Origin of the sequence: Salinisphaera sp. PC39 (assembly GCF_040361335.1) — a bacterium.
Lineage (GTDB): Bacteria > Pseudomonadota > Gammaproteobacteria > Nevskiales > Salinisphaeraceae > APNM01.
Genome location: NZ_APNM01000001.1, coordinates 13910 through 40122 on the forward strand (window position 1 = coordinate 13910; position 26213 = coordinate 40122).

At 69.9% G+C, this 26213-nt stretch carries 29 protein-coding genes; 14 read left to right on the plus strand and 15 right to left on the minus strand.

What is annotated here, in order from left to right:
• Positions 1 to 19 precede the first annotated feature (19 nt).
• Positions 20 to 580, minus strand: a complete 561-nt coding sequence (locus PC39_RS00065; RefSeq protein WP_353251311.1) for an EF-hand domain-containing protein — start codon at positions 578 to 580, stop codon at positions 20 to 22.
• 154 nt (positions 581 to 734) lie between these two features.
• Between PC39_RS00065 and PC39_RS00070 the strand changes: the two genes are divergently transcribed.
• Both PC39_RS00070 and PC39_RS00075 read left to right on the plus strand, forming a co-directional pair.
• Positions 735 to 1631, plus strand: a complete 897-nt coding sequence (locus PC39_RS00070) for an alpha/beta hydrolase (protein ID WP_353251312.1) — start codon at positions 735 to 737, stop codon at positions 1629 to 1631.
• 218 nt (positions 1632 to 1849) lie between these two features.
• Entirely contained in the window at positions 1850 to 2146 is a 297-nt protein-coding gene (locus tag PC39_RS00075) for a DUF3634 family protein (protein ID WP_353251313.1), read from the plus strand.
• A 19-nt stretch (positions 2147 to 2165) separates the two neighbouring features.
• On the opposite strand, the gene PC39_RS00080 is transcribed toward PC39_RS00075, so the two are convergent.
• Positions 2166 to 3032: a carotenoid biosynthesis protein gene (locus tag PC39_RS00080; RefSeq protein WP_353251314.1), complete on the minus strand. Its 867-nt coding sequence runs from the start codon at positions 3030 to 3032 to the stop codon at positions 2166 to 2168.
• Positions 3033 to 3097: 65 nt separating this feature from the next.
• On the minus strand, positions 3098 to 4975 hold the full coding sequence (locus tag PC39_RS00085) for a cation:proton antiporter domain-containing protein (RefSeq protein ID WP_353251315.1): 1878 nt from the start codon (positions 4973 to 4975) through the stop codon (positions 3098 to 3100).
• Between the two features lie 249 nt (positions 4976 to 5224).
• Here PC39_RS00085 and PC39_RS00090 point away from each other — a divergent pair, with 249 nt between their 5' ends.
• Positions 5225 to 5749: a hypothetical protein gene (locus tag PC39_RS00090; RefSeq protein WP_353251316.1), complete on the plus strand. Its 525-nt coding sequence runs from the start codon at positions 5225 to 5227 to the stop codon at positions 5747 to 5749.
• 4 nt (positions 5750 to 5753) lie between these two features.
• On the opposite strand, the gene PC39_RS00095 is transcribed toward PC39_RS00090, so the two are convergent.
• Positions 5754 to 6347 (minus strand): hypothetical protein, encoded by a 594-nt coding sequence (locus PC39_RS00095; protein ID WP_353251317.1) that lies wholly within the window; start codon positions 6345 to 6347, stop codon positions 5754 to 5756.
• A 67-nt stretch (positions 6348 to 6414) separates the two neighbouring features.
• Between PC39_RS00095 and PC39_RS00100 the strand changes: the two genes are divergently transcribed.
• Both PC39_RS00100 and PC39_RS00105 read left to right on the plus strand, forming a co-directional pair.
• Positions 6415 to 6831 (plus strand): DUF1499 domain-containing protein, encoded by a 417-nt coding sequence (locus PC39_RS00100; RefSeq protein WP_353251318.1) that lies wholly within the window; start codon positions 6415 to 6417, stop codon positions 6829 to 6831.
• Positions 6828 to 7574, plus strand: coding sequence for an enoyl-CoA hydratase/isomerase family protein (locus PC39_RS00105; RefSeq protein WP_353251319.1), 747 nt, complete (start codon positions 6828 to 6830; stop codon positions 7572 to 7574). The genes PC39_RS00100 and PC39_RS00105 overlap by 4 nt, the downstream gene beginning before the upstream one ends.
• 193 nt (positions 7575 to 7767) lie before the next feature.
• Here the strand turns inward: PC39_RS00105 and PC39_RS00110 are convergent, their stop codons facing one another.
• Positions 7768 to 8250: a hotdog fold domain-containing protein gene (locus PC39_RS00110; RefSeq protein ID WP_353251320.1), complete on the minus strand. Its 483-nt coding sequence runs from the start codon at positions 8248 to 8250 to the stop codon at positions 7768 to 7770.
• Positions 8251 to 8388: 138 nt separating this feature from the next.
• On the opposite strand from PC39_RS00110, the gene PC39_RS00115 reads away from it, so the two are divergent.
• The 4 genes from PC39_RS00115 (at position 8389) to PC39_RS00130 (ending at position 11278) form a co-directional block, all read left to right on the plus strand.
• Positions 8389 to 9297 carry a DUF3014 domain-containing protein gene (locus tag PC39_RS00115; RefSeq protein ID WP_353251321.1) on the plus strand — a complete coding sequence of 303 codons (909 nt, stop codon included), beginning with the start codon at positions 8389 to 8391 and terminating at the stop codon, positions 9295 to 9297.
• Positions 9298 to 9364: 67 nt separating this feature from the next.
• Positions 9365 to 9679, plus strand: a complete 315-nt coding sequence (locus PC39_RS00120) for an HPF/RaiA family ribosome-associated protein (protein WP_353251322.1) — start codon at positions 9365 to 9367, stop codon at positions 9677 to 9679.
• 25 nt (positions 9680 to 9704) lie between these two features.
• Complete coding sequence (locus tag PC39_RS00125; RefSeq protein ID WP_353251323.1) at positions 9705 to 10775, plus strand: synaptic vesicle VAT-1 family membrane protein; 1071 nt, start codon at positions 9705 to 9707, stop codon at positions 10773 to 10775.
• Positions 10772 to 11278, plus strand: a complete 507-nt coding sequence (locus tag PC39_RS00130) for a DUF1993 domain-containing protein (protein WP_353251324.1) — start codon at positions 10772 to 10774, stop codon at positions 11276 to 11278. The genes PC39_RS00125 and PC39_RS00130 overlap by 4 nt, the downstream gene beginning before the upstream one ends.
• A 623-nt stretch (positions 11279 to 11901) precedes the next feature.
• Here the strand turns inward: PC39_RS00130 and PC39_RS00135 are convergent.
• A complete protein-coding gene (locus PC39_RS00135) occupies positions 11902 to 13338 on the minus strand; it encodes an amidase (protein ID WP_353251325.1) in 1437 nt (478 codons plus the stop codon).
• A 176-nt stretch (positions 13339 to 13514) separates the two neighbouring features.
• Here PC39_RS00135 and PC39_RS00140 point away from each other — a divergent pair, with 176 nt between their 5' ends.
• Both PC39_RS00140 and PC39_RS00145 read left to right on the plus strand, forming a co-directional pair.
• The gene (locus PC39_RS00140; protein ID WP_353251326.1) at positions 13515 to 14456 is read left to right on the plus strand and encodes a helix-turn-helix transcriptional regulator; all 942 of its coding nucleotides are present in this window, start codon (positions 13515 to 13517) and stop codon (positions 14454 to 14456) included.
• A gap of 37 nt (positions 14457 to 14493) precedes the next feature.
• Complete coding sequence (locus PC39_RS00145) at positions 14494 to 16134, plus strand: AMP-binding protein (protein WP_353251327.1); 1641 nt, start codon at positions 14494 to 14496, stop codon at positions 16132 to 16134.
• Here PC39_RS00145 and PC39_RS00150 read toward each other — a convergent pair.
• The 3 genes from PC39_RS00150 to slyD form a co-directional block, all read right to left on the minus strand.
• Positions 16131 to 16733 (minus strand): lysophospholipid acyltransferase family protein, encoded by a 603-nt coding sequence (locus tag PC39_RS00150; RefSeq protein ID WP_353251328.1) that lies wholly within the window; start codon positions 16731 to 16733, stop codon positions 16131 to 16133. The genes PC39_RS00145 and PC39_RS00150 overlap by 4 nt on opposite strands.
• A 52-nt stretch (positions 16734 to 16785) precedes the next feature.
• Entirely contained in the window at positions 16786 to 17967 is a 1182-nt protein-coding gene (gene purT, locus PC39_RS00155; RefSeq protein WP_353251329.1) for a formate-dependent phosphoribosylglycinamide formyltransferase, read from the minus strand.
• Positions 17968 to 18046: 79 nt separating this feature from the next.
• Positions 18047 to 18526, minus strand: coding sequence for a peptidylprolyl isomerase (slyD, locus tag PC39_RS00160; protein WP_353251330.1), 480 nt, complete (start codon positions 18524 to 18526; stop codon positions 18047 to 18049).
• A 171-nt stretch (positions 18527 to 18697) separates the two neighbouring features.
• Between slyD and PC39_RS00165 the strand changes: the two genes are divergently transcribed.
• Positions 18698 to 19105, plus strand: a complete 408-nt coding sequence (locus tag PC39_RS00165) for a hypothetical protein (RefSeq protein ID WP_353251331.1) — start codon at positions 18698 to 18700, stop codon at positions 19103 to 19105.
• 61 nt (positions 19106 to 19166) lie between these two features.
• Here the strand turns inward: PC39_RS00165 and PC39_RS00170 are convergent, their stop codons facing one another.
• From PC39_RS00170 to PC39_RS00180, 3 genes are all read right to left on the minus strand, one after another.
• Positions 19167 to 19379, minus strand: coding sequence for a cold-shock protein (locus tag PC39_RS00170; RefSeq protein ID WP_353251332.1), 213 nt, complete (start codon positions 19377 to 19379; stop codon positions 19167 to 19169).
• Positions 19380 to 19572: 193 nt separating this feature from the next.
• Positions 19573 to 19950: a hypothetical protein gene (locus tag PC39_RS00175; RefSeq protein WP_353251333.1), complete on the minus strand. Its 378-nt coding sequence runs from the start codon at positions 19948 to 19950 to the stop codon at positions 19573 to 19575.
• Between the two features lie 20 nt (positions 19951 to 19970).
• Positions 19971 to 20702, minus strand: a complete 732-nt coding sequence (locus PC39_RS00180; protein ID WP_353251334.1) for a glutathione S-transferase family protein — start codon at positions 20700 to 20702, stop codon at positions 19971 to 19973.
• 38 nt (positions 20703 to 20740) lie between these two features.
• On the opposite strand from PC39_RS00180, the gene PC39_RS00185 reads away from it, so the two are divergent.
• The gene (locus PC39_RS00185) at positions 20741 to 21751 is read left to right on the plus strand and encodes a hypothetical protein (protein ID WP_353251335.1); all 1011 of its coding nucleotides are present in this window, start codon (positions 20741 to 20743) and stop codon (positions 21749 to 21751) included.
• A gap of 140 nt (positions 21752 to 21891) precedes the next feature.
• Here the strand turns inward: PC39_RS00185 and PC39_RS00190 are convergent, their stop codons facing one another.
• The gene (locus PC39_RS00190) at positions 21892 to 22383 is read right to left on the minus strand and encodes a hypothetical protein (protein ID WP_353251336.1); all 492 of its coding nucleotides are present in this window, start codon (positions 22381 to 22383) and stop codon (positions 21892 to 21894) included.
• 210 nt (positions 22384 to 22593) lie between these two features.
• Here PC39_RS00190 and PC39_RS00195 point away from each other — a divergent pair, with 210 nt between their 5' ends.
• Positions 22594 to 23829: an ISL3 family transposase gene (locus tag PC39_RS00195; protein WP_353251337.1), complete on the plus strand. Its 1236-nt coding sequence runs from the start codon at positions 22594 to 22596 to the stop codon at positions 23827 to 23829.
• A gap of 735 nt (positions 23830 to 24564) precedes the next feature.
• On the opposite strand, the gene PC39_RS00200 is transcribed toward PC39_RS00195, so the two are convergent.
• Together PC39_RS00200 and PC39_RS00205 are read right to left on the minus strand one after the other, a co-directional pair.
• Entirely contained in the window at positions 24565 to 25269 is a 705-nt protein-coding gene (locus PC39_RS00200) for a GNAT family N-acetyltransferase (RefSeq protein ID WP_353251338.1), read from the minus strand.
• Between the two features lie 19 nt (positions 25270 to 25288).
• Entirely contained in the window at positions 25289 to 26185 is an 897-nt protein-coding gene (locus tag PC39_RS00205; protein ID WP_353251339.1) for an FAD:protein FMN transferase, read from the minus strand.
• Positions 26186 to 26213: the final 28 nt, after the last annotated feature.

Consider the following 26213-nt stretch of genomic DNA (forward strand, 5'->3'; position numbering starts at 1 on the left):
GGACGGGCGCGGACCGGGGTCAGGTCCCCGGTCCGTGGCGGCGCTCGCCCTCGTCGATGACGCCGTCGCGGTCCTTGTCCCAGGCGCCGTGGATGCCGGCCGTGACCTCGGTGCGGGTCAGGCCGCCCTCGTCGTCCGTGTTCCACAGGGCGAACACTTCGTCGACATCCAGCCGCTGCGCGAACTCCTCGCGCTGGATGCGGCCGTCGCCGTCGATGTCCCAGTGGTCGAAATCGGTGTTGTAGTCCTGTTCCAGCCAGAAGCGGCCGCTGTAGTCCCATTCGCTCTTGGCGATGGTGCCGTCCTTGTTCAGATCGACCATCGAGAAATGGGCGGTGACGTACTCCCCGCGGGACAGCCGGCCGTCGTCGTTGCGGTCCCAGTGCTTGAAGAAGCGGTCGGCGTCGAACGCCATCTTGAACTCGCCCAGGTCGATCAGGCCGTCGCCGTCCACGTCCACCTTGGCCATCGGGCCGCTGACGTAGGACGTGCCGCCGCCCACGGCCATCTCCTGCGCGGACGCGGCGGTGACCGTCGCGGCGAGTGCGGTGGCGGTGAGCCATGTCAGGCGATATCGCATGTCGCCTCCCTAGAAGAAGCCTTACACGTCAACCTGAGGGGGCATAACGGTTATTCAACCGCTGCCGGCCTGGCGATGGTACCTTTTGTGCCGATAAAGTACCGTGTTCGCCGTCCCGTCGGCGGACGGATGCGAGAACGAGGAGAGTGCATCGATGCGTGAGAATGTCGAATTCAAGACCGAGGACGGCGTCACCCTGCGGGGTTGGTGGTATCCCGGCGGCGCCGGGGGCAACGGCGCGACGGTGGTGATGGCCCACGGGTTTTCCGCCACCAAGGAGATGTACCTGGACGATTTCGCGGCCTTCTTTTCCGAGGCCGGCCTGAACGTGCTGGTCTACGACCACCGCAATCTCGGCGAATCCGACGGCCAGCCGCGCCAGGAGGTTGATCCCTGGCAACAGGTGCGCGACTACCGCGACGCCATCACCTGGGTGGGCGACCGCGACGACGTGGACGCGGAGCGCATCGGTATCTGGGGCTCCAGCTACAGCGGCGGCCACGTGCTGATGGTGGCGGCGCTGGATCGGCGCGTGAAATGCGTGGTCTCGCAGGTGCCGCTGGTCAGCGGCGGCACCAGCGCTTCGCGCCTGGTGCGCTCGGACGCGCTGGTGGCGATGCGCGGGATGTTCGACGAGGACCGGCGCGCGCGCCTGGCCGGCGGGGCGCCGGGGATGTTGCCGGTGGTCGCGGAGAACGAGGGTGATCCCGCGGTGCTGCCCACCGAGGACTCGACCGATTTCTTCCTGAACCTGGATCCGGCGCGCAAGGCCAACTGGCGCAACGAGGTCACCCTGCGCTCGGTGGAGATGTTCACCGAGTACGAGCCCGGCGACTACGTCGCCCGCATCTGCCCCACGCCGCTGCTGATCGCGGCCGCGCGCGACGACGTGCTCACGGCCTTCGACCTCACCGCGGCGGTCTACGAGAAGGCACTGCACCCGAAGAAGCTGGTGGTGCTGCCGGGCGGCCACTTCGAGGCCTACACCGGCGAGGCGTTCGCGATCTCGGCGCCGCAGCAGCGGGACTGGTTCCTGACGCACCTGACCTAGCGAACCGCCGCCGATCGCCTACGGTGTGAATGTCCCCCTTTCCCAAAGGGGGACAACAGGGGGATTTTCCAACTCCCGGCGTCCCTGGGAGAGGCAAGTCCCCGCCGGCCTCCTACGGCATGGATATCCCCCTTTCCCAAAGGGGGATAATAGGGGGATTTCCTCACCCCACCCCCGGCGGCTGGCTAACCACCCCGCGCTCTGACAGCATGACGGCCATGCCGAAGGGACTTGCCAAGCTGGGCCTGCGGTTGCGCGGGGCCCGTTTCGTGATCGTGCGCGAGGAAGGTGCGACGCGGGTCCTGCGCGGCCCGGCGCCGCCGCGTTTCGTGCACGCCTGCGGCGACCTGCTGCGCGAGGCGGACCTGGACGACGCCTGGGTGGCGCAGGTCGGCGGCACCCGGCCGCGCCTGCGTTTTTCCGACAATGTCCCGGATGTCGTGCGCCAGCGTATCCGCAACGTCTGGACCCCGCCGCCGGGTCCCGGCCGGGAGGGCGCCCGGCGACGCGGCTGAACGCGCCGCCGGGCCGGCTTCAGGGCTCGCGGCGCGCGGCCGCGAACAGGCCGGTGACCGCGATGAAGATCAGCGTGAACAGGCTCACCACCGTGGTCCCCTCGAAGATGTCGCCCGTCTGCCAGGTGGTGCCGGAGGGGTCGGTGATCTCGGCGTCCGGCAGCAACATCAGGTTGAGCGGGTATTGCAGGCCCATCACTCCGAGCTGGATCGCTGGCAGGGCCCACCACAGCCGGTCCTGACCGGTGCGAACGATCGCCGGCCGGCGTGCCGGCAGCAGAGCGAAGAGCTGGAAGGCGATGTAGGTGGTGATCATCCAGCCGATGAAGTTGGACAGGGGCACGCCGAAATAGCCGCCGCCGTCTTTCCAGATCCAGTTGCGCGCCACGGTGCCGCCGATCGGGTCGATGCAGGCGTCCCAGGCGGTGGTGATGAACATCGCCACGACCGGCGTGGCGAACAGCGCCAGGGCGCCGCGGTCGCGGTCCGGCTCGCCCAGCAGCAGGTTGGCCAGCGCCCAGCCCAGGTAGCCCGCGCTGAAGTAGGCGAAGCCGACGATCACCGGTACCTGGAACAGCTTGGGCCCCATCGCCGGCGTGTGCTCGAAGTTGCCGAAGGGAACGCCGGTGGCGATGCTCAGGTTCTCCGTCAGGTTCACGACCACGAACATGATTGCCAGGAAGGCGAGCATGGCGGGCAGGCCGTAGCGCTCGCTGCCGTGCACCAGGCCGAACAGGCTGAGCGACAGGAGCTGCACGTAGTAGGCCTCGGATCCGATCGACGGATAGAAAAGGCCGGCGAGCAAGGCCAGGAACCAGATGCCGATCAGGCCGAGGCACAGGGGCCGCGCGCCGGGCGGCGCGCGGTGGGTGAGCGTTTCCGACATGGAGCGGTCTCCTCGCATTATTGTCATACAATCCCGCCCATCTTGCCCCGGCGGTAACCGTCGCGCTACCAGCGCCGCGTGAGCCGCCGGGCGGCGGCGTCCACCGGCTCGGCGTCGCCGGCCAGGGTGAGGATGTCGTTGGCCCGGACCATGGTGTCCTGGCCGGGCACCAGCACCGTGTCCCGCCGCTGGATGCGCAGCACGGTCACCCCTTCGGGCAGCGCCAGGTTGCGCAGCGGCTGGTTCGCCAGCAGGCGGTTGTGCAGCTTGACGGCGCGCACGTCCTGGTCGGCCTCGGCCTCGGGTTCCGACGCGAAGGCTTCGGCACTGAGCACCATGCCCTCCAGGATCAGCAGCTTGGAGTTGGCCGGGTTGATCACGCGCACCCCGAGGTCGAGGAAACGTCGGTTGCGGTCGGGGTCGCGCACCCAGGCCACCACGTTGCGCACCGCGTGCAGCTCGCGCGCGATCCGGCAGACGTGCAGGTTGCGCTCGTCCTCGGCCTGCATGGCGACGACCGCCGTGGCCTGCTCGATGCCGGCCTCGCGCAGATCCCGCACCATGGCCTGCGGCGGTGCCGCGGGGCGTTCGCCGCCCGCGCCCCCCGTCTCGTGGTCGGGCAGGCCGGTGACCTGGATCGCATCCAGGTGCTGGTGACGCAGGCGCCGGGTCAGGGATTCCGCGTCGGCGTCGTCGCCGGCCACCAGGACCCGTTCGCGGGCCTCGTAGCTCGCCGGCAGCAGTTTCGAGAACAGCACCGGCGAGATCATGCAGGTGATGATCGCCACCAGGATGATGGCCGCGTCCATCGCCGGCGAGATCGCGCCGATCTCCATGCCGATGGTGGCCACCGCGATGATCAGCGACAGGCGCGAGCTGAGCAGCGTGCTCGCGGCGAAGGTCTCGCGCCAGCCGTAGGCCAGCCGGAACACCAGCCCGCCCAGCAGTTTCACGCCGAAGGCCACCGCCGTGAGCAGCAGCACCAGCTCCAGCGCCGATCCCGAGGCCAGCAGGGCCGGCAGGTCGAAGTTCACGCCCACCGTGATGAAGAAGATGGGGATGAACAGGCCGTAGCCGATGGCGTCCAGCTTCTCGCGCAGGAACGAGCTCTGGCTGCCGGCCAGCAGCGACACGATCACGCCGGCCAGGAAGGCGCCGAGGATGTTCTCGATGCCCAGACCCTCGGCCAGGGCGATGAACACCAGGGCCAGCGCCAGCGAGCCCCGCACGCGGATCTGCGAGGTCGCCGAGGACAGCAGCCGCATCAGGCGCTGGGCCGGGACGTTCTCGCGCACCCGCGCCGCGATCCGGTAGGCGCCCAGGAAGATCAGCACCAGCACCAGCACCAGGAACAGCTCCAGGGTCACGCCCTTGCTGCGCAGGATCACGTAGCTGCTGATCAACAGGATGGTGACGAAGTCCGCGATCAGGGCGCAGACCAGGATGGTCTGACCGTAGCGCAGCCCGATCAGGCCGCGCTCCTTGAGCACCGGCGCCACCACGCCCAGCGAGGTGGTCGACAGGATCAGTGCCATCAGCCAGGGATTGTCCACGAGGTCGACGTGTCGCAGCCAGAACCCCGCCAGCACCGAGCCGACGCCGGTGAGCAGGAACATGGCGATGCCCACCGCGAACGGATTGCGCACGGTCCGCTGCAGGCGGCTGCCGGCACGCAGGCCGCGGCGGCTGGGGATCTGGGTGAAGTCGATCTCCAGGCCCGACAGGAACATCAGGTAGGCGAAGCCGAACACCGACAACACCTCCAGCACCGGGCCCTCGCTGACCACGCCGAGCCCGCTCTTGCCGACGACGATGCCGGCCACGATCTCGCCCACGATCACCGGGATGCCCAGCCGGCGCACCGGCGACAGCGCCAGCGGCACCACGAAGCTGAGCGCGATCACGATCAGCAGCGGAATGAAGGACAGATCGGATTCGTGCATGGCGGGCTGTCCGGTTGCCGTGGCCCGGCGCGCGGGCCCGGATGAGTCTGCGGCCTCGATGCTCGTGCCGGCGGCCGGCTCCGGCAAACCCGGCGCAGCCTACCCGATGGGACCCGGGCCCTGTCGAGTGGCCGCCGTCGTTATCGCTTCCGGCATTCGCGCCCAAGGCCGCCGTCCGGGCTTTAACGCGCCCGTCACGACACTGTCGTCCAATGGGGCGCAGGGACCGGACCGGCCTTGCGAGCGACCATGTCCGAGCCGTCGCGACTCACCCGACCGCTGTTGCCGCACGTGGACGCCGAGCGCGTGCCGCTGACGCGCTTCGTGTTGCCCAGCTTCTTCGTGTGCAGCATGACCCTCTGGATCGTGGGGCCGGCCGAGGTCGTCGGCCGCCTGACCCAGGTGGTGGGTGCGCTGGCGGTGTTGTGCGCCGGGATCAATCTCTGCCGGGTCGCCTGGTATGTCCGCGCCTTCCTGCATCGCCACCAGACGCGCCTGGACGCGGTCGCCGAGCGAAGGCTGGCCAGGTTACGGCGGGCGATCTACGGCATGGGCGGGGTACTGTTCGGCACGGCCCTTTGTGCCGTCGGCTACTACATCGTCACCGCCGGCATGCTCGGCGACACCCCGCCCGCGGGCGAGACCCGGCTGTTGTGGACCCTGACCGTGGGCGGCCTGGTGCTGTCGATCGTGTTCGGCGAGTTGGTGACCCACCTGGTCGGGGTCGTCGACGCCGCGATGGCGGAGCTGGAGCGGCGCCTGGAACGGTCCTGAGCCGTCACTCCGCGCGCAGCGGCGACCCGTCGTCGCGCCAGCGCCAGGCCGCGAGGATGGCGTCCACCCGCGGCGCCATGCCGTCGGCGTATTCGGGCGGATACGCGACCAGCACGTAGAACCAGCGGCCGGCGTGCTCGCCCAGGGCGACGAAGCCGAGCCGGTCGCCCTCCAGGCGGTGCAGGTCGCGGGTCCAGGCCGGCGGCTGCGCGCGCACCGCCTCGCCGCGCGCGACGCCCGCCGCCAGGGCGCGGGCGGTGGCCAGGGCATCGGCCTGACGGGTGCCCGCCGGCAGCGTCGCGATGTGGATCGCGGCGGCGTCGACCGGCGTGCCGTCGAAGGCGGCGCGGATCACCACCACCGCCCCCTGGCCGGAGTTCGCGGTCGCCGCCGTCATGTCCGCCGGCACATAGGTCTCGAACGGCAGCGCGAAGGCCTCGCCGGGCCGGAAGCGATTAAAGGTCATGGGCTGCGCCTGGCCCTCGACGCGGATCTCGCCCTCGCGGGTTTCGGGCCGTTCCGTCGGCCCGCCGTCGGAGCAGGCGATCAGGACGGCGACTAGGGCGATCGTGAGGTATCTGGCGATGACGGTCTCCATGCGGCTACGGTGTCCGGATCGATTTTGCGATACTGGCGCGCGACGTACCATCCAGGATCGAACCTCGATGCGACTGTTCCCCGGCAAACGCCCACGGGACCTGGGCCCGCGCGACGGCGCGCTGGCGCCCTGTCCGGACAGCCCCAACTGCGTGCACAGCGGCGCGGCGGATCGGCGGCATGCGATCGAGCCCTTCCCGGTGCACGGCAAGCCGGCCGCGGCCATGCAGCGGCTGCACGAGATCGTCTCGGCGATGCCGCGCACGGAGGTGTTGGAGGCCAAGCCCGATTACCTCTACGCCGAGTGCGCCACGCGCGTGCTCGGCTTCGTCGACGACCTCGAATTCCTGTACGACGGCCGGGCCATCCAGGTCCGGTCGGCGTCCCGCCTCGGCTATTCCGACCTCGGCGTCAACCGCAAGCGGGTGGAGCGCATCCGGCGGGTCTACGAAGCGACATACAACGACAAGGCAAGCGACACATGATCGAGCACCTCGCCAGCGACGGCATCCTTACCCTGCGGCTGAACTACGGCAAGGCCGGCGCCCTGGACATCGAGCTCATGGAGGCGATGTCGGCGGCCCTGGACGAGGCCCTGGACGCCCGCGCGGTGGTGTTGACCGGTTCCGGTGATATCTTCTCGGCGGGCGTGGACCTGCCGCGCCTGGTCGCGGGCGGGCCGGACTACGCCCGCCGTTTCCTGCCGGTTCTGGACGAGGTCTTCGAAAAGCTGTTCGCGCTGCCCCGGCCCGTCGTCGCCGCCCTCAACGGTCATGCCGTGGCCGGCGGCTGCATGCTCGCCCTGGCCTGCGACCACCGGCTGATGGTGAAGGGCAAGGCCCGTCTCGGTATCCCCGAGCTGCGCCTGAGCGTGCCCTTCCCGCCCTCGGCGATCGAGGTGGTGCAGTACGCGGTGGGCGCGACCGACGTGGAGTGGCTGCTGTTCAGCGGCGAGACCCTGTCGCCGGACGCGGCGCTGCGCAGCGGCATCGTCGACGAGGTGGTGCCCCACGACCGGCTGATGGGCCGGGCCCTGGAGGTGGCCGGGCGCTATGCCGGCATGCGTACCGAGAATTTCTCGGTGGTCAAGCGCATGCTGCGCTCGGAGGCGGTGGACCGCATCCGCCGCCGGCGCGAGCGCTTCGCCGCGGAGCTGGAGGAGCGCTGGTGCGATCCCGGCACCCACGAGGAGTTGCGCGCCTACGTCCGGGACGTGCTCGGCAAGTGACGTCGATCGGCGGCGCTCCCCCTCTCCCTGGCCCTCTCCCCCAAGGGGGAGAGGGGACAAGTCCACCGCTGGGATCATGGACCGGGAATCCGTGAACCTCCGGTCGTTCGGCGGAAAATAGTAAAAGCCTTCTCCCCTTGGGGGAGAAGGTTTGGATGAGGGGTAATCGAATTCGGGGTCGACCGGTCCGGCTTTAGGCGGTGGCCGTTGATTCGTGGTGCCGCGGCGACACGTACATGGCGATGTCCGCTTCCATGACCGTCTCGCCCCTGGTATTGCGCACGCGCGCCGGCACCTCGATGTCGGCGCTCTCGCCCTCGGCCGGCGATCGGGGCAGGGTCACCGTCACCACGAGATCGGTGTCCGCCTTCTTCAGGTAACGCACGGTCATGCCCCGCGGGATCCAACGCATGCCGCGCGGCAGGGACGATTCCATCATGGTGCCGGCGGCCACCTCGCAGAGGGCGCACATGGCGATCGCATTAACGGTCCCGATGTGGTTGTGCACCGCCCGACGGTTACGCATCGCCACCTCGCAATGGCCCGGTTCCAATCGCAGGAAGCGCGGCCGGATGGTTGCGAAGTAGGGCGCCTGCATCGTGACCAGTCGGGAGAATATGCGGTCGCCCAGCGGGAACCGCCGGGCGCGCTGGAACAGTTGCGCGGGTGATGCCATGCCTCGGCCTCAAGAGAAGGCGTCACCGGATGCTATACCGGCGCCTTTATGGCGGCAATCGCGCGCGGCCGGGATGCCACTCGGAGCCGGCGGACGTTGTCGGTTAAGCTGGACGACCGACATCCGGAGCCGAACGCCATGCAGAAAACGGGCTGGGCCGCGATCGTTCTCGGTCTGATCGCGATCGCGGGCATCTTCGTCCATCAGCGCTGGGATCAGCTCACCGCATCCGAGGGGACGCGGCAGGCCGTGCCGGCGTCGCCGGAGACCCCCGACGCCGAGGAGCCCCCGCCGATACGACATCCCATCCCCGAACCGGCGTCCGAGCCGGCCGCGGCGGATGCGCCGGGGGCGGACGAGGACGAATCCGAGACGCGTGAGCCGCTGCCGCCGCTGGCGGAGAGCGACAAGCCGGTGCGCGCGGACCTGAAGACGCTGCTCGGCGGCGGCGCGCTGCCCGATTTCCTGGTTCCCGAGCGCCTGATCGAGCACACGGTGGTCACCATCGAGAATCTCGACCGCAAGGCGATCCCCCTGCGTTACCGGCCGGTCGAGCATGTCTCCGGCCAGCCCGCCGTGGAGGCCGGCGAGGACGGCACGCATTATTTGACGGCCGACAACGCCGCCCGCTACGACGCCTACGTCGATGCCCTGACGGCGGTGGACGCGGCGCCGTTGGCCGCTCTGTACGTACGCTATTACCCGCTGTTCCAGCAGGCGTACGAGGCCATGGGCTATCCCGACCGTTACTTCAACGATCGGCTGGTGGCGGTGATCGACCATCTGCTGGCGACGCCGGCGGTCGAATACCCGATCCCGGTGGTCCGCCCGGATGCCCTCTGGGAGTTCGCCGACCCCGATCTGGAGGAACGCTCCTGGGGCCAGAAGACCCTGATCCGCATGGGGCCCGGACACATGGCGACGGTCAAGGCCGAGCTGCGCGCGCTTCGGGCCGAGATCGCGGACCGCGAGCCCGCGGACGACGCCATGACAGAGAACGGCGGGGAAGACGGCGGCGATCCCGGCGGCGGGCAGGCCGGCGGTTGAAATGCCGTGCCCGGCCCCAAGGCTCGAAGGCAGGCAGCTTAGTCACAGACCATCCCGCGAGGTCGCCATGCATATCGAGATCAACCTGGGCGAGGGCGTGCAGCATTCGGAGACGCTGGACGGTTTCATCCATCGCAAGCTGGGCCCGGTGGAGCGGCGCTTCGGCGACCGCCTGACCCGGATCGAGGTCTTCTTCAAGGACGTCAACGGCGGCAAGGGCGGCATCGACAAGGCCTGCACCATGGAGGCCCGGCCCGCGGGGATCGACCCGGTGGCCGTCGAGGCGCAGGACGAGGACCCGTACAAGGCCGCCAAGCAGGCCGCGGACAAGCTGGACCGGGCCCTGGAGCATCGCACCGCGCGCGCCGACAGGCGCGGCTGACGCGGTCGCCCGCCGGGCCGGGGCCATGCGCCGCATCGTCATCCACCGGCCCGGCGGCTACGACCGACTGACCCTGACGGCGGCCCCGGACCCCACACCCGGTCCGGGCGAGGTCGCCATCGAGGTCGCCGCGGCCGGTGTCAACTTCGCCGACTGCATCACCCGCATGGGACTGTACGCCTCGGCCAAGGCGCTGGTGGGGTATCCCATCACGCCGGGTTTCGAGGTGGCGGGGCGGGTGGCCGCCGTCGGCGATGGCGTCGACGACCTGACCCCGGGCACGCCGGTGCTGGCCCTGACCCTGTTCGGCGGTTACGCCACGCGGGCGGTCGTGCCGCGGGCGCAGGCGGCACCGGTCCCGGCGGACTGGTCGCCGGCCGAGGCGGCGGCCTTCCCCACCGCCTTCCTGACCGCCTGGTACGCCCTGTTCGAGTTGGCCCATCCGCGCCCCGGCGCGCGGGTGCTGGTGCATTCCGTGGCCGGCGGCGTGGGTCAGGCCCTGGTCCAGTTGGCTCGTCTCGCCGACTGCGAGGTGACCGGCGTGGTGGGGGCGCCGCACAAGGTGGCGGCGGTCGCGGCCCTGGGCGCCGGCGCGGTGATCGACAAGTCCCGCGCCGCTCTCTGGGCCGAGGCGGAGCGCGCCGCGCCCGGCGGTTTCGACGTGATCCTGGACGCCAACGGCGCGGAGACCCTGCGCGCCGGCTATGACCACCTGGCGCCGGGCGGCAAGCTGGTGGTCTACGGTTTCCACAGCATGTTCCGCAAGGACGGCGGCGGGCGGCCGCCCTGGCCGCGGCTGCTGCGCGACTGGCTGCGCACGCCGCGCTTCAATCCGATGGCGTTGACCGGCGACAACAAGAGCGTGCTCGCCTTCAACCTGAGTTTCCTGGCCGACCGCGCCGACCTGCTGCGCGCGGCCCTGGACGAGTTGCTCGGCTGGGCGGCCGCCGGCCGCATCCGGCCGCTGCCGGTCACCGCCTACCCGTTCGCCGAGGTCGCGCGGGCGCACCGCGACCTGGAATCGGGACAGACCGTCGGCAAGCTGGTGCTGGAGACCGGCGGTGATCCCCGCCACCCGGAGGAGAAACGACCATGACCATCGACATGTACCAAGCCTCGATCCCGGTGTTCATCCGGTTCCTCGGCAACCTGTCCGATCTGCTGGACAAGGGCGAGGCGCACGCCGAGGCACAGGGCATCGAGCCGGCCGTGATGCTGGGCTATCGCCTGTATCCGGACATGCTGCCGCTCACCGGGCAGGTGCAGATCGCCTGCGACACCGCCAAGCGCTGCGCGGCGCGCCTGACCGGCACCGAGGCGCCGTCGGACGCCGACGACGAGGCCAGCTTCGAGGCATTGCAGGCGCGCATCCAACGCACGGTCGACTACCTGCGGGACTTCAAGCCGGACGACATCGCCGGCACCGACGACAAGCCGGTAAAGCTGGAGCTGCCGATCGCGACGCTGGACTTCACCGGCATGCAGTACCTGCTGTATTTCGCGCTGCCGAATTTCTTCTTCCACGTCACCACGGCCCACGGCATCCTGCGCCACTGCGGCGTGGCGATCGGCAAGCTGGACTACATGGGCGGCACCTGAGAGGGTGTCTACAAAACGACGGCGTTCCGCATCCTCACGTATTGCGGCAAACGCTGCGGATCCCGCGCTCCGGCGTCGATCAACCTGCCTCACTCGCGAGGTTGTGCAGAGGTCTCGTTCCCTCTGTGCGCCTCCGTGGTCCATGTTCTTGCTGGCCGTTTGCCGAGGCGCTTTGCGCCGTCGTGCTCTTCGACAGGGGGATGCCGGGAACGCTTCGCTTATCCCGGTCTACAGGCTTTGGTTGGCAGGACATGAAACCACAGAGGCGCACGGAGGCGCACAGAGGTTTTGATGGGCGCCCTGGATCGTGTCCGGGGCAGGCTTTCGTCCGGATCCGGTATCCGGACAATCCCTGGCCTGGCGAACGTTTCCCTGGGTCCCGGATAGCCGCTGCCGCGGCTTCCGGGACGACAGTCAGTTTCCTCTGTGTTCCTCTGTGCGCCTCTGTGGTTAATTTTCTGGCTGGCTATTTGCCGAGACGCTTTCCGCCGTCGTGATATTCGACAGGGAGATGCCGGGAACGCTTCGCTTATCCCGGCCTACGGTCTGCCTTCGCTCGCGGCGTGTCGTCAACACCCTCTGAGCCGGCCGCGATCACGACGATGCGGTGCGGCACTGTATTTTCATGCATCCGGATACCGCTGCGCCCAGGGTCGGGCCTGTTCCAGGACGGCGGCCAGCCCCAGCAGGGTCGCCTCGCCGCCGTGCGGCGCCACGAACTGCGCCCCCAGCGGCATGCCGTCGGTGTCCGTGAACAGCGGCAGGGACAGGGCCGGGTGACCGGTCATGTTGAACACGCCGGTGAAATGCGCGAACTCGAAGGTGACCTCGAAGTAGCCCTGGTGGTCGAGGTCGTCGCGGCTGGAGGCGAGCACGCCGTGGGCGGGCGCGGCATGCGGCAGGGTCGGGGTCAGCAGCAGGTCGCATTCCGCGAGGCAGCCGTCCACCCGCCGGGTCACGTCCGCCACCACCGGATCGGCGGCGACCAGGTCGGCGCCCGTCACCCGGCGCCCGTACTCGTACGTCGCCAGGATGCAGGGCTCCAGGGTGTCGGGGCCGACGGCGCGGCCGGTGGCGGCCGCGAGCTGGTCCGCGACCGCGGCGACGAAGCTGGACCAGACGTCCAGCGTGGCCCGGCAGTACGGGACCCAGTCCAGCTCGGGGCGCAATTCGACGACCTCGTGGCCGAGTTCGGCCAGGGTCGCGGCGGTGGCCTCGATGCCCTCGCGCACGGCCGGCGCGACCGGGATGTCGGCCCAGGGGGACGTCGTCCAGCCGATGCGCAGGCGCTCCGGCGGGCGTGCCAGGGCGTCGGCATAGGTCCCGGTGGGCATCGGCGGCCGGGTGTAGCTGCCCGGTGCCGGGCCGGCCACCGCGTCCAGCAGGCCGGCGCAGTCGCGCACGCTGCGGGTCACGGCGAACTCGATCGCGAAGCCGTTCAGGGGATTGGCGAAGTCCGGCCCGGCCGGTATCAGCCCGCGCGTCGGCTTGAGCCCCACGAGGCCGTTGCAGGCCGCGGGGATGCGGATGGAGCCGCCGCCGTCGTTGGCGTGCGCCATGGGCACGATCCCGGCGGCCACGGCCGCCCCGGACCCGCCGCTGGAACCGCCCGGGCTGCGGCCGGGGGCGTACGGGTTCACGGTGGGGCCGTGCAGCAGGCTCTCGGTGGTGGCGCAATAGCCCAGCTCGGGGGTGGCGCTGCGGCCGACCGTGGCCAGCCCGGCGGCACGGAAACGGGCCGCGAGGTCGGTGTCGTGCGGCACGGTCATGCCGCGCGCCAGCCGGCTGCCCAGCTCGTAGCGCTGGCCGGCCTCGTGGCAGACCAGATCCTTGATCAGGAAGGGCACGCCCGCGAACGGGCCGTCGGCGGGCGCATCGTAGTCGCGTGTCGGGTAGCTCTCGATCACGGCGTTCAGTTGCGGGTTCAGCCGCTCGATGGCGGCCAGGGCCTGGGCCGCGAGCTCGGCGGGCCGGACCTCGCCGGCGCGCACCAGTGTGGCCAGGGCGGTGGCGTCGTGGGCGGCGTACTCGGCATGGGACATCACGGGGTCGGCGGACATGGGCGGGCTCCGGTCGGGTTCGATCCCCCTTGGTAGCGGATGCCGGGCACGCCGTAAACCGGCTGGATGGTCCCGTGCATATGCGGGGGCTGCCAAGCGGCCGGGGAGGGGGTAGGCTGGCGGCACGGACAAGAACCGATGCGACGGGGCGCCGCGACCCCGGGAGGTGACGAGCCATGGTCGATCTCGACGCGTTCAGCGGATTCCTGCTGGCGCTGCACCGGGCCGAGCGCCGTCTGCCCGCCGACCGCTTCCAGGACGCGGTGCTGGACCGGTTGGCGGCCGCGGTCGGCTTCGATGCGGCCTGGTGGGGGATGGCCGCCTTCGGCCGCGACGACATCCGGCTGCACAGTTCCCACGCGGTCGGCCTGCCGGGCGACTACGACCGACGCTGGCTGGGCGTGCGCCACGAGGACGCCCTGGCGCGCGCGATCGCCCGCCGGCCGGGCACGACCCTGCGTTACGACGCCGCGGGCCTGCGCCGCAGCCCGGGCCTGCGGTCGCTGGTCGACACCTGCGGCATCCGCGACGCCCTGTCCACCGTGGTGCTGGAGCCGGTGCGGGGGCTGGCGACCTTCCTGTCGCTGTACCGGGGCCCCGGCGCGCCGCCGTTCGGCGACGCGGAGCGCGCCTTCTGCCAGGCGGCGATGCCGCATATCGCCGAGGCCTGGCGCGGCAACCGCCTGACCCATCTTCGCCGTCAGGCGGCCGCCGGCGGGCCGCGGGTGGTGCGCGCCCTGGCGGACCGGCGCGGCGTCACGCACGCGGCGGACGGCGGTTTCCGGCGCCTGCTGCGGCGGGAATGGCCGCACTGGCGGGGGCCGTCGTTGCCGGCGCCGCTGCGGCGCGGCGCCTGGTATGGCGCCAGCCTGGTCGCCGAGCGCCGGGTCGTCGGCGACCTGTTCCAGGTGGAGCTGCGCCCGCGCCCGCCGGGCGATTGCCTGACCCCGCGCGAGCGCGCCGTGGCCGACGCCTACGGCCGCGGCGCGTCCTACAAGGCCGTCGCGCGGGATCTGGACCTGGCGCCGTCCACGGTGCGCCATTACCTGCGCAACGCCTACGCCAAGCTGGGCGTGTCCGACAAGGCCGCGCTGGCGCGGCGCTTGGCGGACGATTGAACCCATACGCATCGGCCGCGAACGAACGGAGGAGCCCATGCCATTGATGTCCTATGCCAGCGGCCCGAGCGGCGAGCCGTTGCTCGGTCAGACGATCGGCGAGAATCTGCGACGCACGGTCGAGCGTTTCGGCGAGCGCGAGGCGCTGGTGGTGCGCTCGCAGGGCTACCGCGCGAGCTACCGCGAGCTGTGGGACCAGGTCGAGCGCCTGGCGAAGGCGCTGCTGGCGCTGGGTGTCGAGCGCGGCGAGCGCGTGGGCCTGTGGTCGCCCAACCGCCACGAATGGGTGCTGACGCAGTTCGCCACGGCGCGCATCGGCGCGATCCTGGTCAACGTCAACCCGGCCTACCGCGCGCCGGAGCTGGAATACGCGCTGCGGCAGTCGGAGGTGAGCGTGCTGCTGCTGGCGCGCGAATTCCGGGGCAGCGACTACCCGGCGATCCTGGCCTCGGTGCGCGATTCGCTGCCGGCGCTGCGCCACGCCCTGGTGCTCGACGACGACTGGGCGGACCTGCTGGCGCGGGCCGACGAGGTGGACGCCACGGCCCTGGCCGAGCGCGAGGCGACGCTGCAGTTCGACGATCCGATCAACATCCAGTACACCTCGGGCACCACGGGCGCGCCCAAGGGCGCGACCCTGACCCACCACAACATCCTCAACAACGCCTACTTCATCGGCCGGGCCCTGGGCTACGGCGAGACCGACCGGGTATGCATCCCGGTGCCGTTCTACCACTGCTTCGGGATGGTGATCGGCAACCTTAACTGCGTGGCCCACGGGGCGGCGATGGTGATCCCGGGCGAAGCCTTCGACCCGGAGGCGGTGCTGCGCACCGTGGCCGAGGAGCGCTGCACCTCGCTGTACGGGGTGCCGACGATGTTCATCGACATGCTGGCGCACCCGCTGGTGGATGAGCTGGACCTGGGCTCGCTGCGCACCGGGGTGATGGCGGGTTCCACCTGTCCCGTGCGGGTGATGGAGCAGGTGCGCGAGCGCCTGCACATGGAAGAGGTCACCATCTGCTACGGCATGACCGAGACCTCGCCGGTATCCACCCAGACGGCGGTGGACGACCCGCTGGACAAGCGGGTGGGTAGTGTCGGTCGGGTGCACCCGCACCTGGAGATCAAGGTGATCGACCCGGGCGACGGCCGGCTGCTGCCGGTGGGCGAGGCCGGGGAGCTGTGTACGCGGGGCTACTCGGTGATGCGCGGCTACTGGAACAACCCGGAGGCCACGGCCAAGGCGGTGGACGAGGCCGGGTGGATGCACACCGGGGACCTGGCGACGATGGACGAGCAGGGGTATGTGGCGATCGTGGGGCGGATCAAGGACCTGATCATCCGCGGCGGCGAGAACATCTATCCGCGCGAGATCGAGGAATGTCTGCACGGCCACCCGGAGGTGGCCGACGTGCAGGTGATCGGGGTGCCCTCCGAGCGCTACGGCGAGGAAGTGATGGCCTGGGTGCGCCCGGCGGCCGGGGTCGAGCCCGACGCCGATGCGCTGGAGGCGCACTGCCGCGAGCGTTTGGCGGGCTTCAAGGTGCCGCGGCGCTGGAAGTTCGTGGACGAGTTCCCGGTCACGGTCACCGGCAAGGTGCAGAAATTCCGCATGCGCGAGATCGCCGTCGAGGAGGACGAGGGCGGCTCGGCGAGCGCCGCCGGTAACGGCTAGCGCCGCAGCGCGCGGCCGTGGCGGGCGAGGTGCGGCTCGTAGAAATCGCGCAGGCGTTGCCAGTCGGCCTCCTCCGGGTCCGTGCCCGGCCGCAGCAGCGGGCCGACCGTGAGCCGTCGGCCGCGGGCGTCCAGGGCGACCATGAGCACGGGCACGTCCGCCGCGCGGGCGATGCGGTAGAAGCCGCTCTTCCAGGTGCCGCCCGAGCGGCGCGTGCCTTCGGGCGCGATCGCCAACCACAGGCGTTCGCGCCGGCGGAAGGCCTCCACGCTGTCGCGCGCGACGCCGGCCGCGGCGCCCCGGTTCACCGGGATGCCGCCGAGCCGGCGCATCAGCCGTCCGAACGGCCGGCGGAACAGGGTGTGCTTGCCCAGCCAGCCGACGTCGAGGCCCAGCGCCAGCATCGCGCCGACGCTGCCGACGAAATCCCAGTTCGAGGTGTGCGGGGCGCCGATCACCACCGCGCGGGGGACGTCCGGCAGCCCGCCCTCGATGCGCCAGCCGAACAGCCGCAGCACGACACGCCCGAAGGCGCGGGTGAAGCGGTTGCCGCGCCGGGGTACGTTGTCGCCGACCGGCGGTAGCCGCAACGCGGTCAAGCGGCGGTCACCGTCGGTTGCGGCGGGGCGGGGGTAGCTGCCCGGTGCACCGCTACAGTTCGATCTGTACCGCCTCGGCCGCTCGGCGGGCCTTGGCGCGGGCGGTGTCGATGTCCACGCCGCGGGCCAGGGCCACCCCCAGGCGGCGTTCGCCGTGGACCTCGGGCTTGCCGAACAACCGTAGCTCGGTGTCGGGCTCGGCCAGGGCGGCGTCCAGGTTGCCGTATTCCATGCGGTCGGAATCGCCGGCGCCCAGGATCACCGCCGAGGCCGAGGGGCCGTACTGGCGGATCGCCGGCACCGGCAGTCCCAGGATGGCGCGGGCGTGCAGCGCGAACTCGGACAGGTTCTGGGAGATCAGCGTGACCAGGCCCGTGTCGTGCGGGCGCGGCGAGACCTCGCTGAACCAGACGCGGTCGCCCTTGACGAACAGCTCCACGCCGAAGATGCCGAGGCCGCCCAGGGCGTCGGTCATGGCGCGGGCCACCCGCCGGGCCTCCTCGGCCGCGGCCGCGGTCATCGGCTGTGGCTGCCAGGACTCGCGGTAGTCGCCGCGCTCCTGGCGGTGGCCGATGGGCTCGCAGAAGGCGGTGCCGCCGGCGTAGCGGACCGTGAGCAGGGTGATCTCGTAGTCGAAGTCGACGAAACCCTCGACGATCACCCGGCCCTGTCCGGCACGGCCGCCGGACTGGGCGTATTCCCAGGCGGCGTCCACGTCGGCCTCGGTGCGCACCAGGCTCTGGCCCTTGCCCGAGGAGGACATCACCGGCTTGACCACGCAGGGCAGGCCGATCTCGGCGACCGCGGCCCGGTATTCCGCCTCGCTCTCGGCGAAGCGGTACGGCGAGGTCGCCAGGCCCAGTTCCTCGGCGGCCAGGCGCCGGATGCCCTCCCGGTTCATGGTGAGCAGGGCGGCGCGGGCGGTGGGGATGACGTGCCAACCTTCCTGTTCCAGCTCCACCAGGGCGGGCGTGGCGATGGCCTCGATCTCGGGCACGATCAGGTGCGGCCGCTCGCGTTCCACCAGGGCGCGCACGGCCGCGGCATCGAGCATGTCCAGCACCTCGCCGCGATGGGCGACCTGCATGGCCGGCGCGCCGGCATAGCGGTCGGCCGCGATCACCTCGCAGCCCAGCCGCTGGAGCTCGATGGCGACCTCCTTGCCCAGTTCGCCGCTGCCGAGCAGCAGCACGCGGGTGGCGGTGGCCGACAGGGGCGTGCCGATCGTGGTCATGTCCGGGGTCCGGTGGGGCGCGAATCCCGGCCCGGTCGCCCTGGCGCCGGGCGTGGCGGGATCCGCGGCTGGCGGGCGGTTACTCGTGCGTGCTGCCGTCGTGCACGTGGCCGTGCTCGATCTCCTCGTCGCTGGCGCCGCGTACAGTCTTGACCTCGACCTCGAACTGCAGCTCCTGGCCGGCGAGCACATGGTTGCCGTCCACGGTGACCTCGTCGTCGCCGACTTCCTTCACGGTCACGACCATGGGGCCGGCGTTGGACTCGGCCTGGAACTGCATGCCGGGCTCGAGCTGCTCCACGCCCTGAAAGGCACTGCGCGGCACGTTCTGCACCAGTTCCTCGCGGTGCTGGCCGTAGGCGTCCTCCGGGGGAACCGTCACCGAGAAGGAGTCGCCCTCGTCGCGGCCGGTCATGGCCTTCTCCAGGCCGGGGATGATGTTGCCGTGGCCGTGCAGGTAGGTCAGGGGCTCGCGGCCCTCGGAGGTGTCCAGGGTCTCGCCGTCGTTGTTGCGCAGCGTATAGTCGAAGCTGACGACGGTGTTCTCTGCGATCTGCATGTAATGCCCCGCTGTCTATGCGGTGAATGGCCGCCCAGGGTAATCCCTCGGGGCGCTCGCGAACAGGGTGCGGCCGGCTGCGGTGTCGCGGAGAGCGGCCGATAACCACTGTCCGGGTCCGGCGGGCGGCCGCGCAAGGGCGGTCCCCGGCACCATGCAAAGGGAGGTGCGATGACCTACGGCAAACCGTTTCTGGCGGGGTTCATGTCGACCCTGATCTTCCATCAGGGCCTGTTCCTGGTGTTCTACCTGGCCGGGCTTGCGCCCGAGGCCCCCTACAGCCTGGCGCGCACCTGGCCGTTCGGCGTGCCCGACGTGTTGTCGCTGGCGTTCTGGGGCGGGGTCTGGGCGATTCCCGCCTGGCTGGTGTTCCGGGACAGCGGCCGCGTCGGCTACTGGGTGCGGGCCGTGGTGTTCGGCGCGCTGGCGCCCAGCGCGGTGGCGTTGTTCGTGGTGTTCCCCCTGAAGGGACTGGGCCTGGCCGGCGGCTGGGATCCCGCCGTGATCGCGGGCGCGCTGATGCTGAACGGTGCCTGGGGTTTCGGCGTGGCGCTGGGGATGCGGCTACTCGGCGAGTAGTCCACGAAAAAGGCCCCCGGCCGAAGCCGGGGGCCCTGATCGCGATAATCGCGTTCGCGCGTTACGCGGGACGGATGTCGGAGGCCTGCGGCCCCTTCTTGCCCTGCGTGATCACGAACTGGACCGTCTGGCCCTCGGTCAGCGAGCGGAAGCCGCTGCCGGCGATCTCGTTGGCGTGCGCGAAGACGTCCTTGCCGCCGTCGGTCGGGGTGATGAACCCGTAGCCCTTGGCGTCGTTGAACCACTTCACGGTACCGGTCAATACGTCAGACATGACGTTTCCTCATATAGCAACAAATTACACGGGCCACGCCCGTGGTGTACAAGCGATCAAGAAACGTGTCTGGGGTAACCTGGTAACCCCGTCGGGGAGACGGGCCGCAGAGACCGCAGTGGGCACGGCTTGAAACGAATGTACGGCCAGCATGCCCCATGCCGGGGATTCTGTCCAGAAAAAGTTTCGCGGCTCAGGGTGGCGGTTCGTCGCCGGTTGCCGGGCGCTTGCGCAGCTCGTCGGCGACCGCGCGCGGGAAGTTCCAGTCCTCCCACTCCAGGCCGATCTCGCGCAGCGAGCGGGCCAGGCGCAGCAGGCGCGCCGGCGAGCCCTTGGGGGCGATGCCCGTGCCGAAGCGGCTGACATAGCATTCCAGGCGCCCCAGCAGGAGCTGCAGGTCGCGGTTGGGATCGCCGCTGGCCGGCTTCTGGTAGGCCCATTGCCGCGCGGCCGCCAAGTCGTTGCCGTCGACCAGCAGGGCGCCCCCGCGCAGCCCGAACGAGACCAGGGTCAGGTCGCCCAGCCGGCGCTGCATGGCCTCGCGCATGACCGCGTCGTAGAGATTGGCCACGGTGTCCGGCCCCGGTCGTGTCAGGCCGCGGTGCTGGACCGCCCGCCCACGGCGTCGAACCAGCGACGGAGATGAGTCAGTTCCTCGGGGACCGGCAACCGGAACTTGCGTGCGAAGTCGATCCCGCAGAAGGCCGTGATGTCGGCCACCGAGAAGCTGTCGCCGGCCAGGTGGACGTTGTCGGCCAGGTGCCGGTCCAGGCCCTCCAGGAAGACGTTGTAGCGGTAGCGGCCGCGTTCCACGAGCTCCGGGATCTGCTCGACGCGGTCGGGGTAGCCGGGCAGGGCGCGGCCGGCGAAGGCAGGCACCGCGTTGCGGAAGCACTCGGCGGCGGCGTGCAGCCCGGCGATCTCGGATTCGCGCTCCCACATCTCGACCAGGGCGGCCTCGCGGGCGTCGCGCCCGAACAGCGGCGGCTCGGGGTGGAGGATCTCGAAGTAGCGGCAGATGGCCATGGCCTCGCCGATCAGGGTGCCGTCGTCCAGCTCCAGCAGCGGCACCCGGCGGCGCGGGCTCTTGGCCAGGAACTCGGGGTCCAGCTCCAGGCTGTCGGGCGGCGCGACCTGCTGGGTCTCCACGGTCAGGCCCTTCTCGGCCAGGTACATGCGCACCCGGCGCGGGTTGGGGGCCACTTGCCAGTCGTACAGGATCATCGACGCATCCTCCTCGGCGGGCCGTCGCGACCCGATGTGCCGGGCAGCATAACGCAGGGCGCGCGGCCGGGGCTCGTCAGCGCCGGCGCGATCGCGCAAGATGACGCGCCTTGGCTGAGTCGCCGGTTCCACGGCCCATGAACGAGATCGCCCGCGAATTGCTGGACGCGCACGTCGCCTTCGAGCTGCGGCAATGGCGCGGCAAGACCCTGGAACGCCACCTCGCACGCGAGGTCCGGCACCTGTGGGACTGGGCCGGGGAAACCCCGCTCGCCGCGGTGGCGGACGCGGCCACGGTACGCGGCGCCGCCCGCCGGCTGGTGCTGGAACGGCCGCTGGGCGAGGACCTGGCGGCGGAGGTGGGCGCCGTCGCCCGCCACTTGGTGACGCATCCGGTCAACCGCGAGACCGCGGTCGCGGACGTGATCGACCGCGAGCTGTTCGATCGGGGCGTCGACCTGATCGCGGACCTGGAGGACCTGCGCGAACGCCTGATCCGGCGGGCACTGCACGGCCGCCTCTACCGGATGCTGGCCTCCGACCTGCTCTACCACGGCATCAAGGGGTTCCTGTTCAGCGATCGCGCCCTGCTGCAGCGTATCCCGGGGGTATCGTCGCTGCTCCGCAAGGGCGCCGGCAGCGTCAACAAGCGCCTGCCGGGCCTGGAGGCGCAGATCGAGCGCCAGGTCCGGGCCTACCTGGAGGGCAATCTGGAGCGGACCCTGCGCCACAGCGAGACGTTCCTGCTCGGCGCCCTCACCGCGGAGCGCATCCACGCCCTGGCCGACGAGGTGTGGGCCGCCGCCGCGGACCGCACGCTGGCGGTGGACGACGTGCTCGACGGCGACGAGACCGAGGCGTTGACGGATTTCGGGCTGGCGGTCTGGGAGCGCCTGCGGGCCTCGGACTACGTGCGCACGCTGGTGGACGCGGCCATCGACGATTTCTACGGCCGCTGGGGCGACCGCCCGCTGACCGAGGCCGCGGCGATCGTCGGCATCGGCCGCGACACCCTGGAGCGCGAGGCGCTGGCCCTGGCGCCGCCGGTGGTGGACGCGCTGCGGGAGGGCGGTTACCTGGAGGCACTGATCCGGCGGCGACTGGAGCCGTTCTACGCATCGAAAACGGCTGCTCGGATTCTGGATTAGTCGCGAAGGTCTTCAAATTGTGCAGGTAGATGCTGCTGACCGTTCTTGTCGGCAGCGCCAATTGATATCGGCTTGCGATGCAGATTTCCGTGAAGGTTAGACCAGTCCTTGAGTCGGAAGCCAAGTTCCAAGCTCTGGGTTCAGTCCTCCGGTGGATACGGCCGCCCTAAATCCACCGTTGTCACGGGACCGACGAGCTGCAAGAACTCGGTGCAATGGTCGTTATCCCCGGTGATCATAACTTCATTCGTGAAGACGACTTCGGGAATGGTATATGAGCCAGGATTCGAATAATCCATGAAAACCCGATGATTCTCGTACTCGATGCTCGCGCCTTCCGAACAATCTATCGTGTCGTTTCCTCCCAGCAACCGGATTAGCGCGTTCGCCAACGCTGGGTTAGCGTTGGTGCTGAACCCGGCGTCCGTGTGCACTTGAAGTCCACTAGGGCCGGCACAGGACTGTTCGTCCACATAGGCCCATGTGGTGACTTCATTCTCCAGTATCCAAAATCTGCCTTGGTCGGTAACGCCAGACTGTGCCTCCGGGTTCGGGAACTGCGGATTGCCGCCCGACCACGGAATGCAATAGGGCGAATTGCCGGTTTCGTCGGTGTTGGTGCGATGTGTCAATACTTCCTCGACGCCTGCTACGGTCGTCGGATATCCAAATAGGTTAGCGAGCGGAGTGTTCGCGAAGTTGTTATTGCCGTCCGTTACATAGGTGTACAGTCGGGCAAAATTTTCGGCTCTTCTGCACTGACGTGAGCTAGAAAGGGATGACTGCCGCCGACAAACTCGTTCTAATACAAGTTCCTACACCAGAAAAGAAGGAGCTTGTAGATGGCGGCAATCATCCCGACGTCGATTCTTGGCCTGCGGGGCCAGTGCGTCAAGTCGTTGTCCTGGGACCAGGCGGCCGATGAGCTGGTGGTGCGCTGCACGCGCGATCAGCGTTTTGCCCCGGTGGACCACCGCACCGGGGCGCGCGGTACAGTCAATCGCTGGTTGCGTCGGCGGGTCCGGGATCTGCCGTTGTGGGGACGCGCGGTGACGCTGGAGATCGAGTACTGCCAGCTCAAGGTCGGCGCCACGGATCGGCGCATGGAGCACCTGGTCTTCGTTGATCCGGGGAGGGGCTATACCCACCGTTTCTGCCGGTTCGTGTGTCAGCTGTGTCGGCACATGGCCATTGACGCGGTAGCCCGCTACACGGGTCTGGCCTGGCGCACGGTCAAGGCCATGGATGCACGCACCCTGCATGCCGAGCTGCCGGCGCTGCACCCGCAGGACATCACCGGCGTGCGCTATCTGGGCATCGACGAGGTCGCCCGCGCCAAGGGCCATGACTATCTCACCCTGGTCTACGACCTGGAAGCCGGCCACCTGCTGTGGGTCACCGAGGGCCGCTCCAAGGCCGGCCTTCAGGCCTTCCTCGACCGGCTGATGCCCGAGACCGCCCAGGCCATCGAGGCGGTGGCCATGGACATGTGGCCGGCGTTTGAAAACGCGGTGGCCGAGTCCCTGCCGCACGCGGCCATTGTCTACGACCGCTTCCACGTGATGGCCAACTATTCCAAGGTCATCGACCAAGTGCGCCGGGCCGAATTCAAGCGGGCCAAGGCCGCCGACAAGGCCCTGCTCACCGGCAGCCGTTATCTGCTGCTGAAAAACCCCGAGCGGCTGCGCCCGCGCCAAGCCCAGCGCCTGGATACGCTGCTGGCCGCGAACACGAATCTGCTGGCGGTCTACAGCCTCAAGGAACAACTGCAACAGCTTTGGCAGGCGCCGGCCACGTCACACGAGATGGCCCGGCGCCTGGATCACTGGTGCGCGCTGGCCGAGGCGACCCGGCTGGCGCCGATCAAGCGCTTCGCGGCGATGCTGCGCAACCACCGACAAGGCATCTGCAACTATGCCAATCACCCGATCACTACCGCCCGGCTGGAGGCCGGCAACGTGGCCATCGGCCTGATCCGAAAACGCGCCCGTGGACTGCTCGATACCAACTACTTCAAGCTCAAGATCCGACAGAGCGCTCTGCCCGAGCCTGACCTCGGGCTGTATGCTCTGACGTGAAAATTGGCTCAAACCATGTCAGAGGAGCCAAATTTTCGACTGCATCAGATTGCGAAGCATTGCTGGTGTCAGGCGTGTGCGGGTTTGCGCCGCCGCCTCGTTGTCGGGAATCGTCTTGCCGCTTCGCTCCGTCCGTTTCCGGGTTTCGCTCATCCTTGTGGTGCTCGATCTTCTGTTCGTGAAGTGTGTCGGCGGACTTGTTGCTGATGCGGCCGCGCACCCGTAGTACCTGACAGTTCACGGGGTCTCGAGCGATATCGTAGGTAATGAAGGAGTGTCGGCCGCTTTGCTCCGACCGCAGGCTGAGAGAGGCCGTTTCGGCATAGCGACAGCCCTCCTCAGTATGCTCTCCCTGGAGGATGTACCTTTCCAGGACTCGGATCGGTACCTCCGGCGGGGGATAATGCGTGACATCGGGACCGCTTAGCGTCACTTCCGGTCCGGAGGCGATGACAGGGGATGGCTTTCCCCCGGATGCCGAAGTGAACCGTTGTTGCATATCGAGGGAGGAATCGCTGGCCTGAGCCACCAACGCCATTGTTGAACCCAGGGCGAGCGTAGCCGTCCATAGTGCCAGTCTCGAAAAGCAGTTCCCGAATTGCATAAGGGCCTCCCTGGCCGCAATCATCCCGCGAAAAACAATAACAATAGAAAATGGGGAGTTGCGAGCGGTGTGCGATCCTCGACTGATCTTTCTCCAGGACAGGGATGATCGGCAACTCAGTTGTCGATGGCCTATCCGCCGAGCAGCACCCGCCGCGCCCGGGCGATGGCGCCCTCGCAGGCATAGCGCAGGCCGTCGTATATGAGTTGGGCGCGGGCCCGCTCGCGGCCGGGCAGGTCGACCTCGGCCCGCAGCACGCCGGGGCCGTCGGCGCGCAGGCGCGCGCCCATGTCCCGGAACATCGCCCGCATCGGTTCGTTGTCGGCCAGGATCGAGGCGCGGAACGTGCGCACGCCGTGGTCCGCGGCCGTGCTGGTCAGGATGTGCAGCAACAGGATGCCCAGGCCGCGACCCTGGTAGTCGTCGATCACCGCCACCGCCGGCTCGGCGATGGTGGGATCGTCGGGGTCGCAGACGTAGCGCGCCACCGCGATGCCGGGCGTGCCGGGCTCGTCCAGGCTGAAGGCGGCCCAGGCGAAGTGCCGGTCGTAGTCGATCTCGGTGAGGTAGCGCAGGGTACGCTCCGGCAGGTCCCCGACCGGCGACAGGAAGCGCCGGTAGCGCGAGGCCGGCGACAGTCGCGCCAGGCCCTCGGCCAGGGCCCGCTTGTCGTCGGGCCGCACCGGCCGCACGCGAATGCGGCTGCCGTCGCGCAGCGAGAAATCGCGGGTGTGCCGTTCGAAGAAGGCGTCGTCCGGCGGTGTCGCGGCCCGGCTGGTGGCGGTCATCGCGTCGACCTCCCGTCGCGGCGTGGTCGCGCCGCGGCTGGCTGTCATTGTCGCCCGTTCGCCGGCGTCACTCCAGGGTGCCGCCGATCGTGCCGTCGCGGTCGATGGTGAGATGGGGCAGCCCCAGCCCCGCGAGCCACGGGGGACCGCCCTCGCGCCCGCGCAGGAGCGCGGTGGTCGCCGCCGTGCCGGCGACGATGCAGCGCGGCGCGCGCACGCTGACGCTGACCAGGCTGCGCACGGGCCAGCCGTCACGCGGGTCCAGGATGTGGCCGTAGCGCCGGCCGTCGATCTCGATGCAGCGTTCGTAGTCGCCGCTGGTGGCCAGCCCGCCGTCCGCCATCGCCAGCACCGCCGCCGCGCGTTCCGCGTTCCAGGGATCGCGGATGCCCACGCGCCAGGGCGAGCCGTCCGGATGCGGTCCGATCACGCCGATGTCCCCGCCCAGGTCGACCAGGCCGTGGGCCACGCCCTCGCGCCGGCACAGCTCCACCACCGTGTCCACGGCGTATTCCTTGACCACCCCGCCGAAATCGATCTCCATGCCGCGGGTCGGCAGCACCAGCCGCGGCCGGCGCCAGGACACCCGGTGCCAGCCGATCAGCGGCAGCAGCGCGGCCACGTCGCCGGGATCGGGCAGGGTGCCGCGGTCGAAGCGCCAGACCCGGCGCAGCACCCCGGAGGTGATGTCGAACAGGCCGTCGCTCTCGGCGTGGGCCACGGCGGCGTAGTCGAGCAATGCGGCGGTCTCGGCGTCCACCTCGACCCCGCGGGCATCGCCGGCGCCGCGGTTGATGCGCGTGGTTTCGCTGTCGTCGCGGTAACGGGTGTACTTGGCCTCCAGGCGGGCGATCTCGGCCTCGGCCAGATCGAGCGCGCGCGCGGCCGCCGCCGCGTCGCGCGCGTACAGGCGCAGCTCGCAGGGCGAGCCCATGGCGCGGAAGCCGCGTCGCGCGTGTTCCATGCGCCCAGACTAGCGCAGGACCGGGCCG

Excerpts from the sequence above, each read along its gene's own strand:
- PC39_RS00170 (WP_353251332.1), bottom strand. The coding sequence starts at position 19,379 with ATGTCTGACGTATTGACCGGTACCGTGAAGTGGTTCAACGACGCCAAG.
- PC39_RS00165 (WP_353251331.1), top strand. The coding sequence starts at position 18,698 with ATGACCTACGGCAAACCGTTTCTGGCGGGGTTCATGTCGACCCTGATC.
- PC39_RS00145 (WP_353251327.1), top strand. The coding sequence starts at position 14,494 with ATGCCATTGATGTCCTATGCCAGCGGCCCGAGCGGCGAGCCGTTGCTC.
- PC39_RS00120 (WP_353251322.1), top strand. The coding sequence starts at position 9,365 with ATGCATATCGAGATCAACCTGGGCGAGGGCGTGCAGCATTCGGAGACG.
- PC39_RS00205 (WP_353251339.1), bottom strand. The coding sequence starts at position 26,185 with ATGGAACACGCGCGACGCGGCTTCCGCGCCATGGGCTCGCCCTGCGAG.
- PC39_RS00130 (WP_353251324.1), top strand. The coding sequence starts at position 10,772 with ATGACCATCGACATGTACCAAGCCTCGATCCCGGTGTTCATCCGGTTC.
- PC39_RS00105 (WP_353251319.1), top strand. The coding sequence starts at position 6,828 with ATGATCGAGCACCTCGCCAGCGACGGCATCCTTACCCTGCGGCTGAAC.
- PC39_RS00135 (WP_353251325.1), bottom strand. The coding sequence starts at position 13,338 with ATGTCCGCCGACCCCGTGATGTCCCATGCCGAGTACGCCGCCCACGAC.
- PC39_RS00065 (WP_353251311.1), bottom strand. The coding sequence starts at position 580 with ATGCGATATCGCCTGACATGGCTCACCGCCACCGCACTCGCCGCGACG.
- PC39_RS00125 (WP_353251323.1), top strand. The coding sequence starts at position 9,705 with ATGCGCCGCATCGTCATCCACCGGCCCGGCGGCTACGACCGACTGACC.
- PC39_RS00085 (WP_353251315.1), bottom strand. The coding sequence starts at position 4,975 with ATGCACGAATCCGATCTGTCCTTCATTCCGCTGCTGATCGTGATCGCG.
- PC39_RS00080 (WP_353251314.1), bottom strand. The coding sequence starts at position 3,032 with ATGTCGGAAACGCTCACCCACCGCGCGCCGCCCGGCGCGCGGCCCCTG.
- PC39_RS00140 (WP_353251326.1), top strand. The coding sequence starts at position 13,515 with ATGGTCGATCTCGACGCGTTCAGCGGATTCCTGCTGGCGCTGCACCGG.
- PC39_RS00115 (WP_353251321.1), top strand. The coding sequence starts at position 8,389 with ATGCAGAAAACGGGCTGGGCCGCGATCGTTCTCGGTCTGATCGCGATC.
- slyD (WP_353251330.1), bottom strand. The coding sequence starts at position 18,526 with ATGCAGATCGCAGAGAACACCGTCGTCAGCTTCGACTATACGCTGCGC.
- PC39_RS00195 (WP_353251337.1), top strand. The coding sequence starts at position 22,594 with ATGGCGGCAATCATCCCGACGTCGATTCTTGGCCTGCGGGGCCAGTGC.
- PC39_RS00075 (WP_353251313.1), top strand. The coding sequence starts at position 1,850 with ATGCCGAAGGGACTTGCCAAGCTGGGCCTGCGGTTGCGCGGGGCCCGT.
- PC39_RS00185 (WP_353251335.1), top strand. The coding sequence starts at position 20,741 with ATGAACGAGATCGCCCGCGAATTGCTGGACGCGCACGTCGCCTTCGAG.
- PC39_RS00200 (WP_353251338.1), bottom strand. The coding sequence starts at position 25,269 with ATGACAGCCAGCCGCGGCGCGACCACGCCGCGACGGGAGGTCGACGCG.
- PC39_RS00110 (WP_353251320.1), bottom strand. The coding sequence starts at position 8,250 with ATGGCATCACCCGCGCAACTGTTCCAGCGCGCCCGGCGGTTCCCGCTG.
- PC39_RS00095 (WP_353251317.1), bottom strand. The coding sequence starts at position 6,347 with ATGGAGACCGTCATCGCCAGATACCTCACGATCGCCCTAGTCGCCGTC.
- purT (WP_353251329.1), bottom strand. The coding sequence starts at position 17,967 with ATGACCACGATCGGCACGCCCCTGTCGGCCACCGCCACCCGCGTGCTG.
- PC39_RS00090 (WP_353251316.1), top strand. The coding sequence starts at position 5,225 with ATGTCCGAGCCGTCGCGACTCACCCGACCGCTGTTGCCGCACGTGGAC.
- PC39_RS00070 (WP_353251312.1), top strand. The coding sequence starts at position 735 with ATGCGTGAGAATGTCGAATTCAAGACCGAGGACGGCGTCACCCTGCGG.
- PC39_RS00100 (WP_353251318.1), top strand. The coding sequence starts at position 6,415 with ATGCGACTGTTCCCCGGCAAACGCCCACGGGACCTGGGCCCGCGCGAC.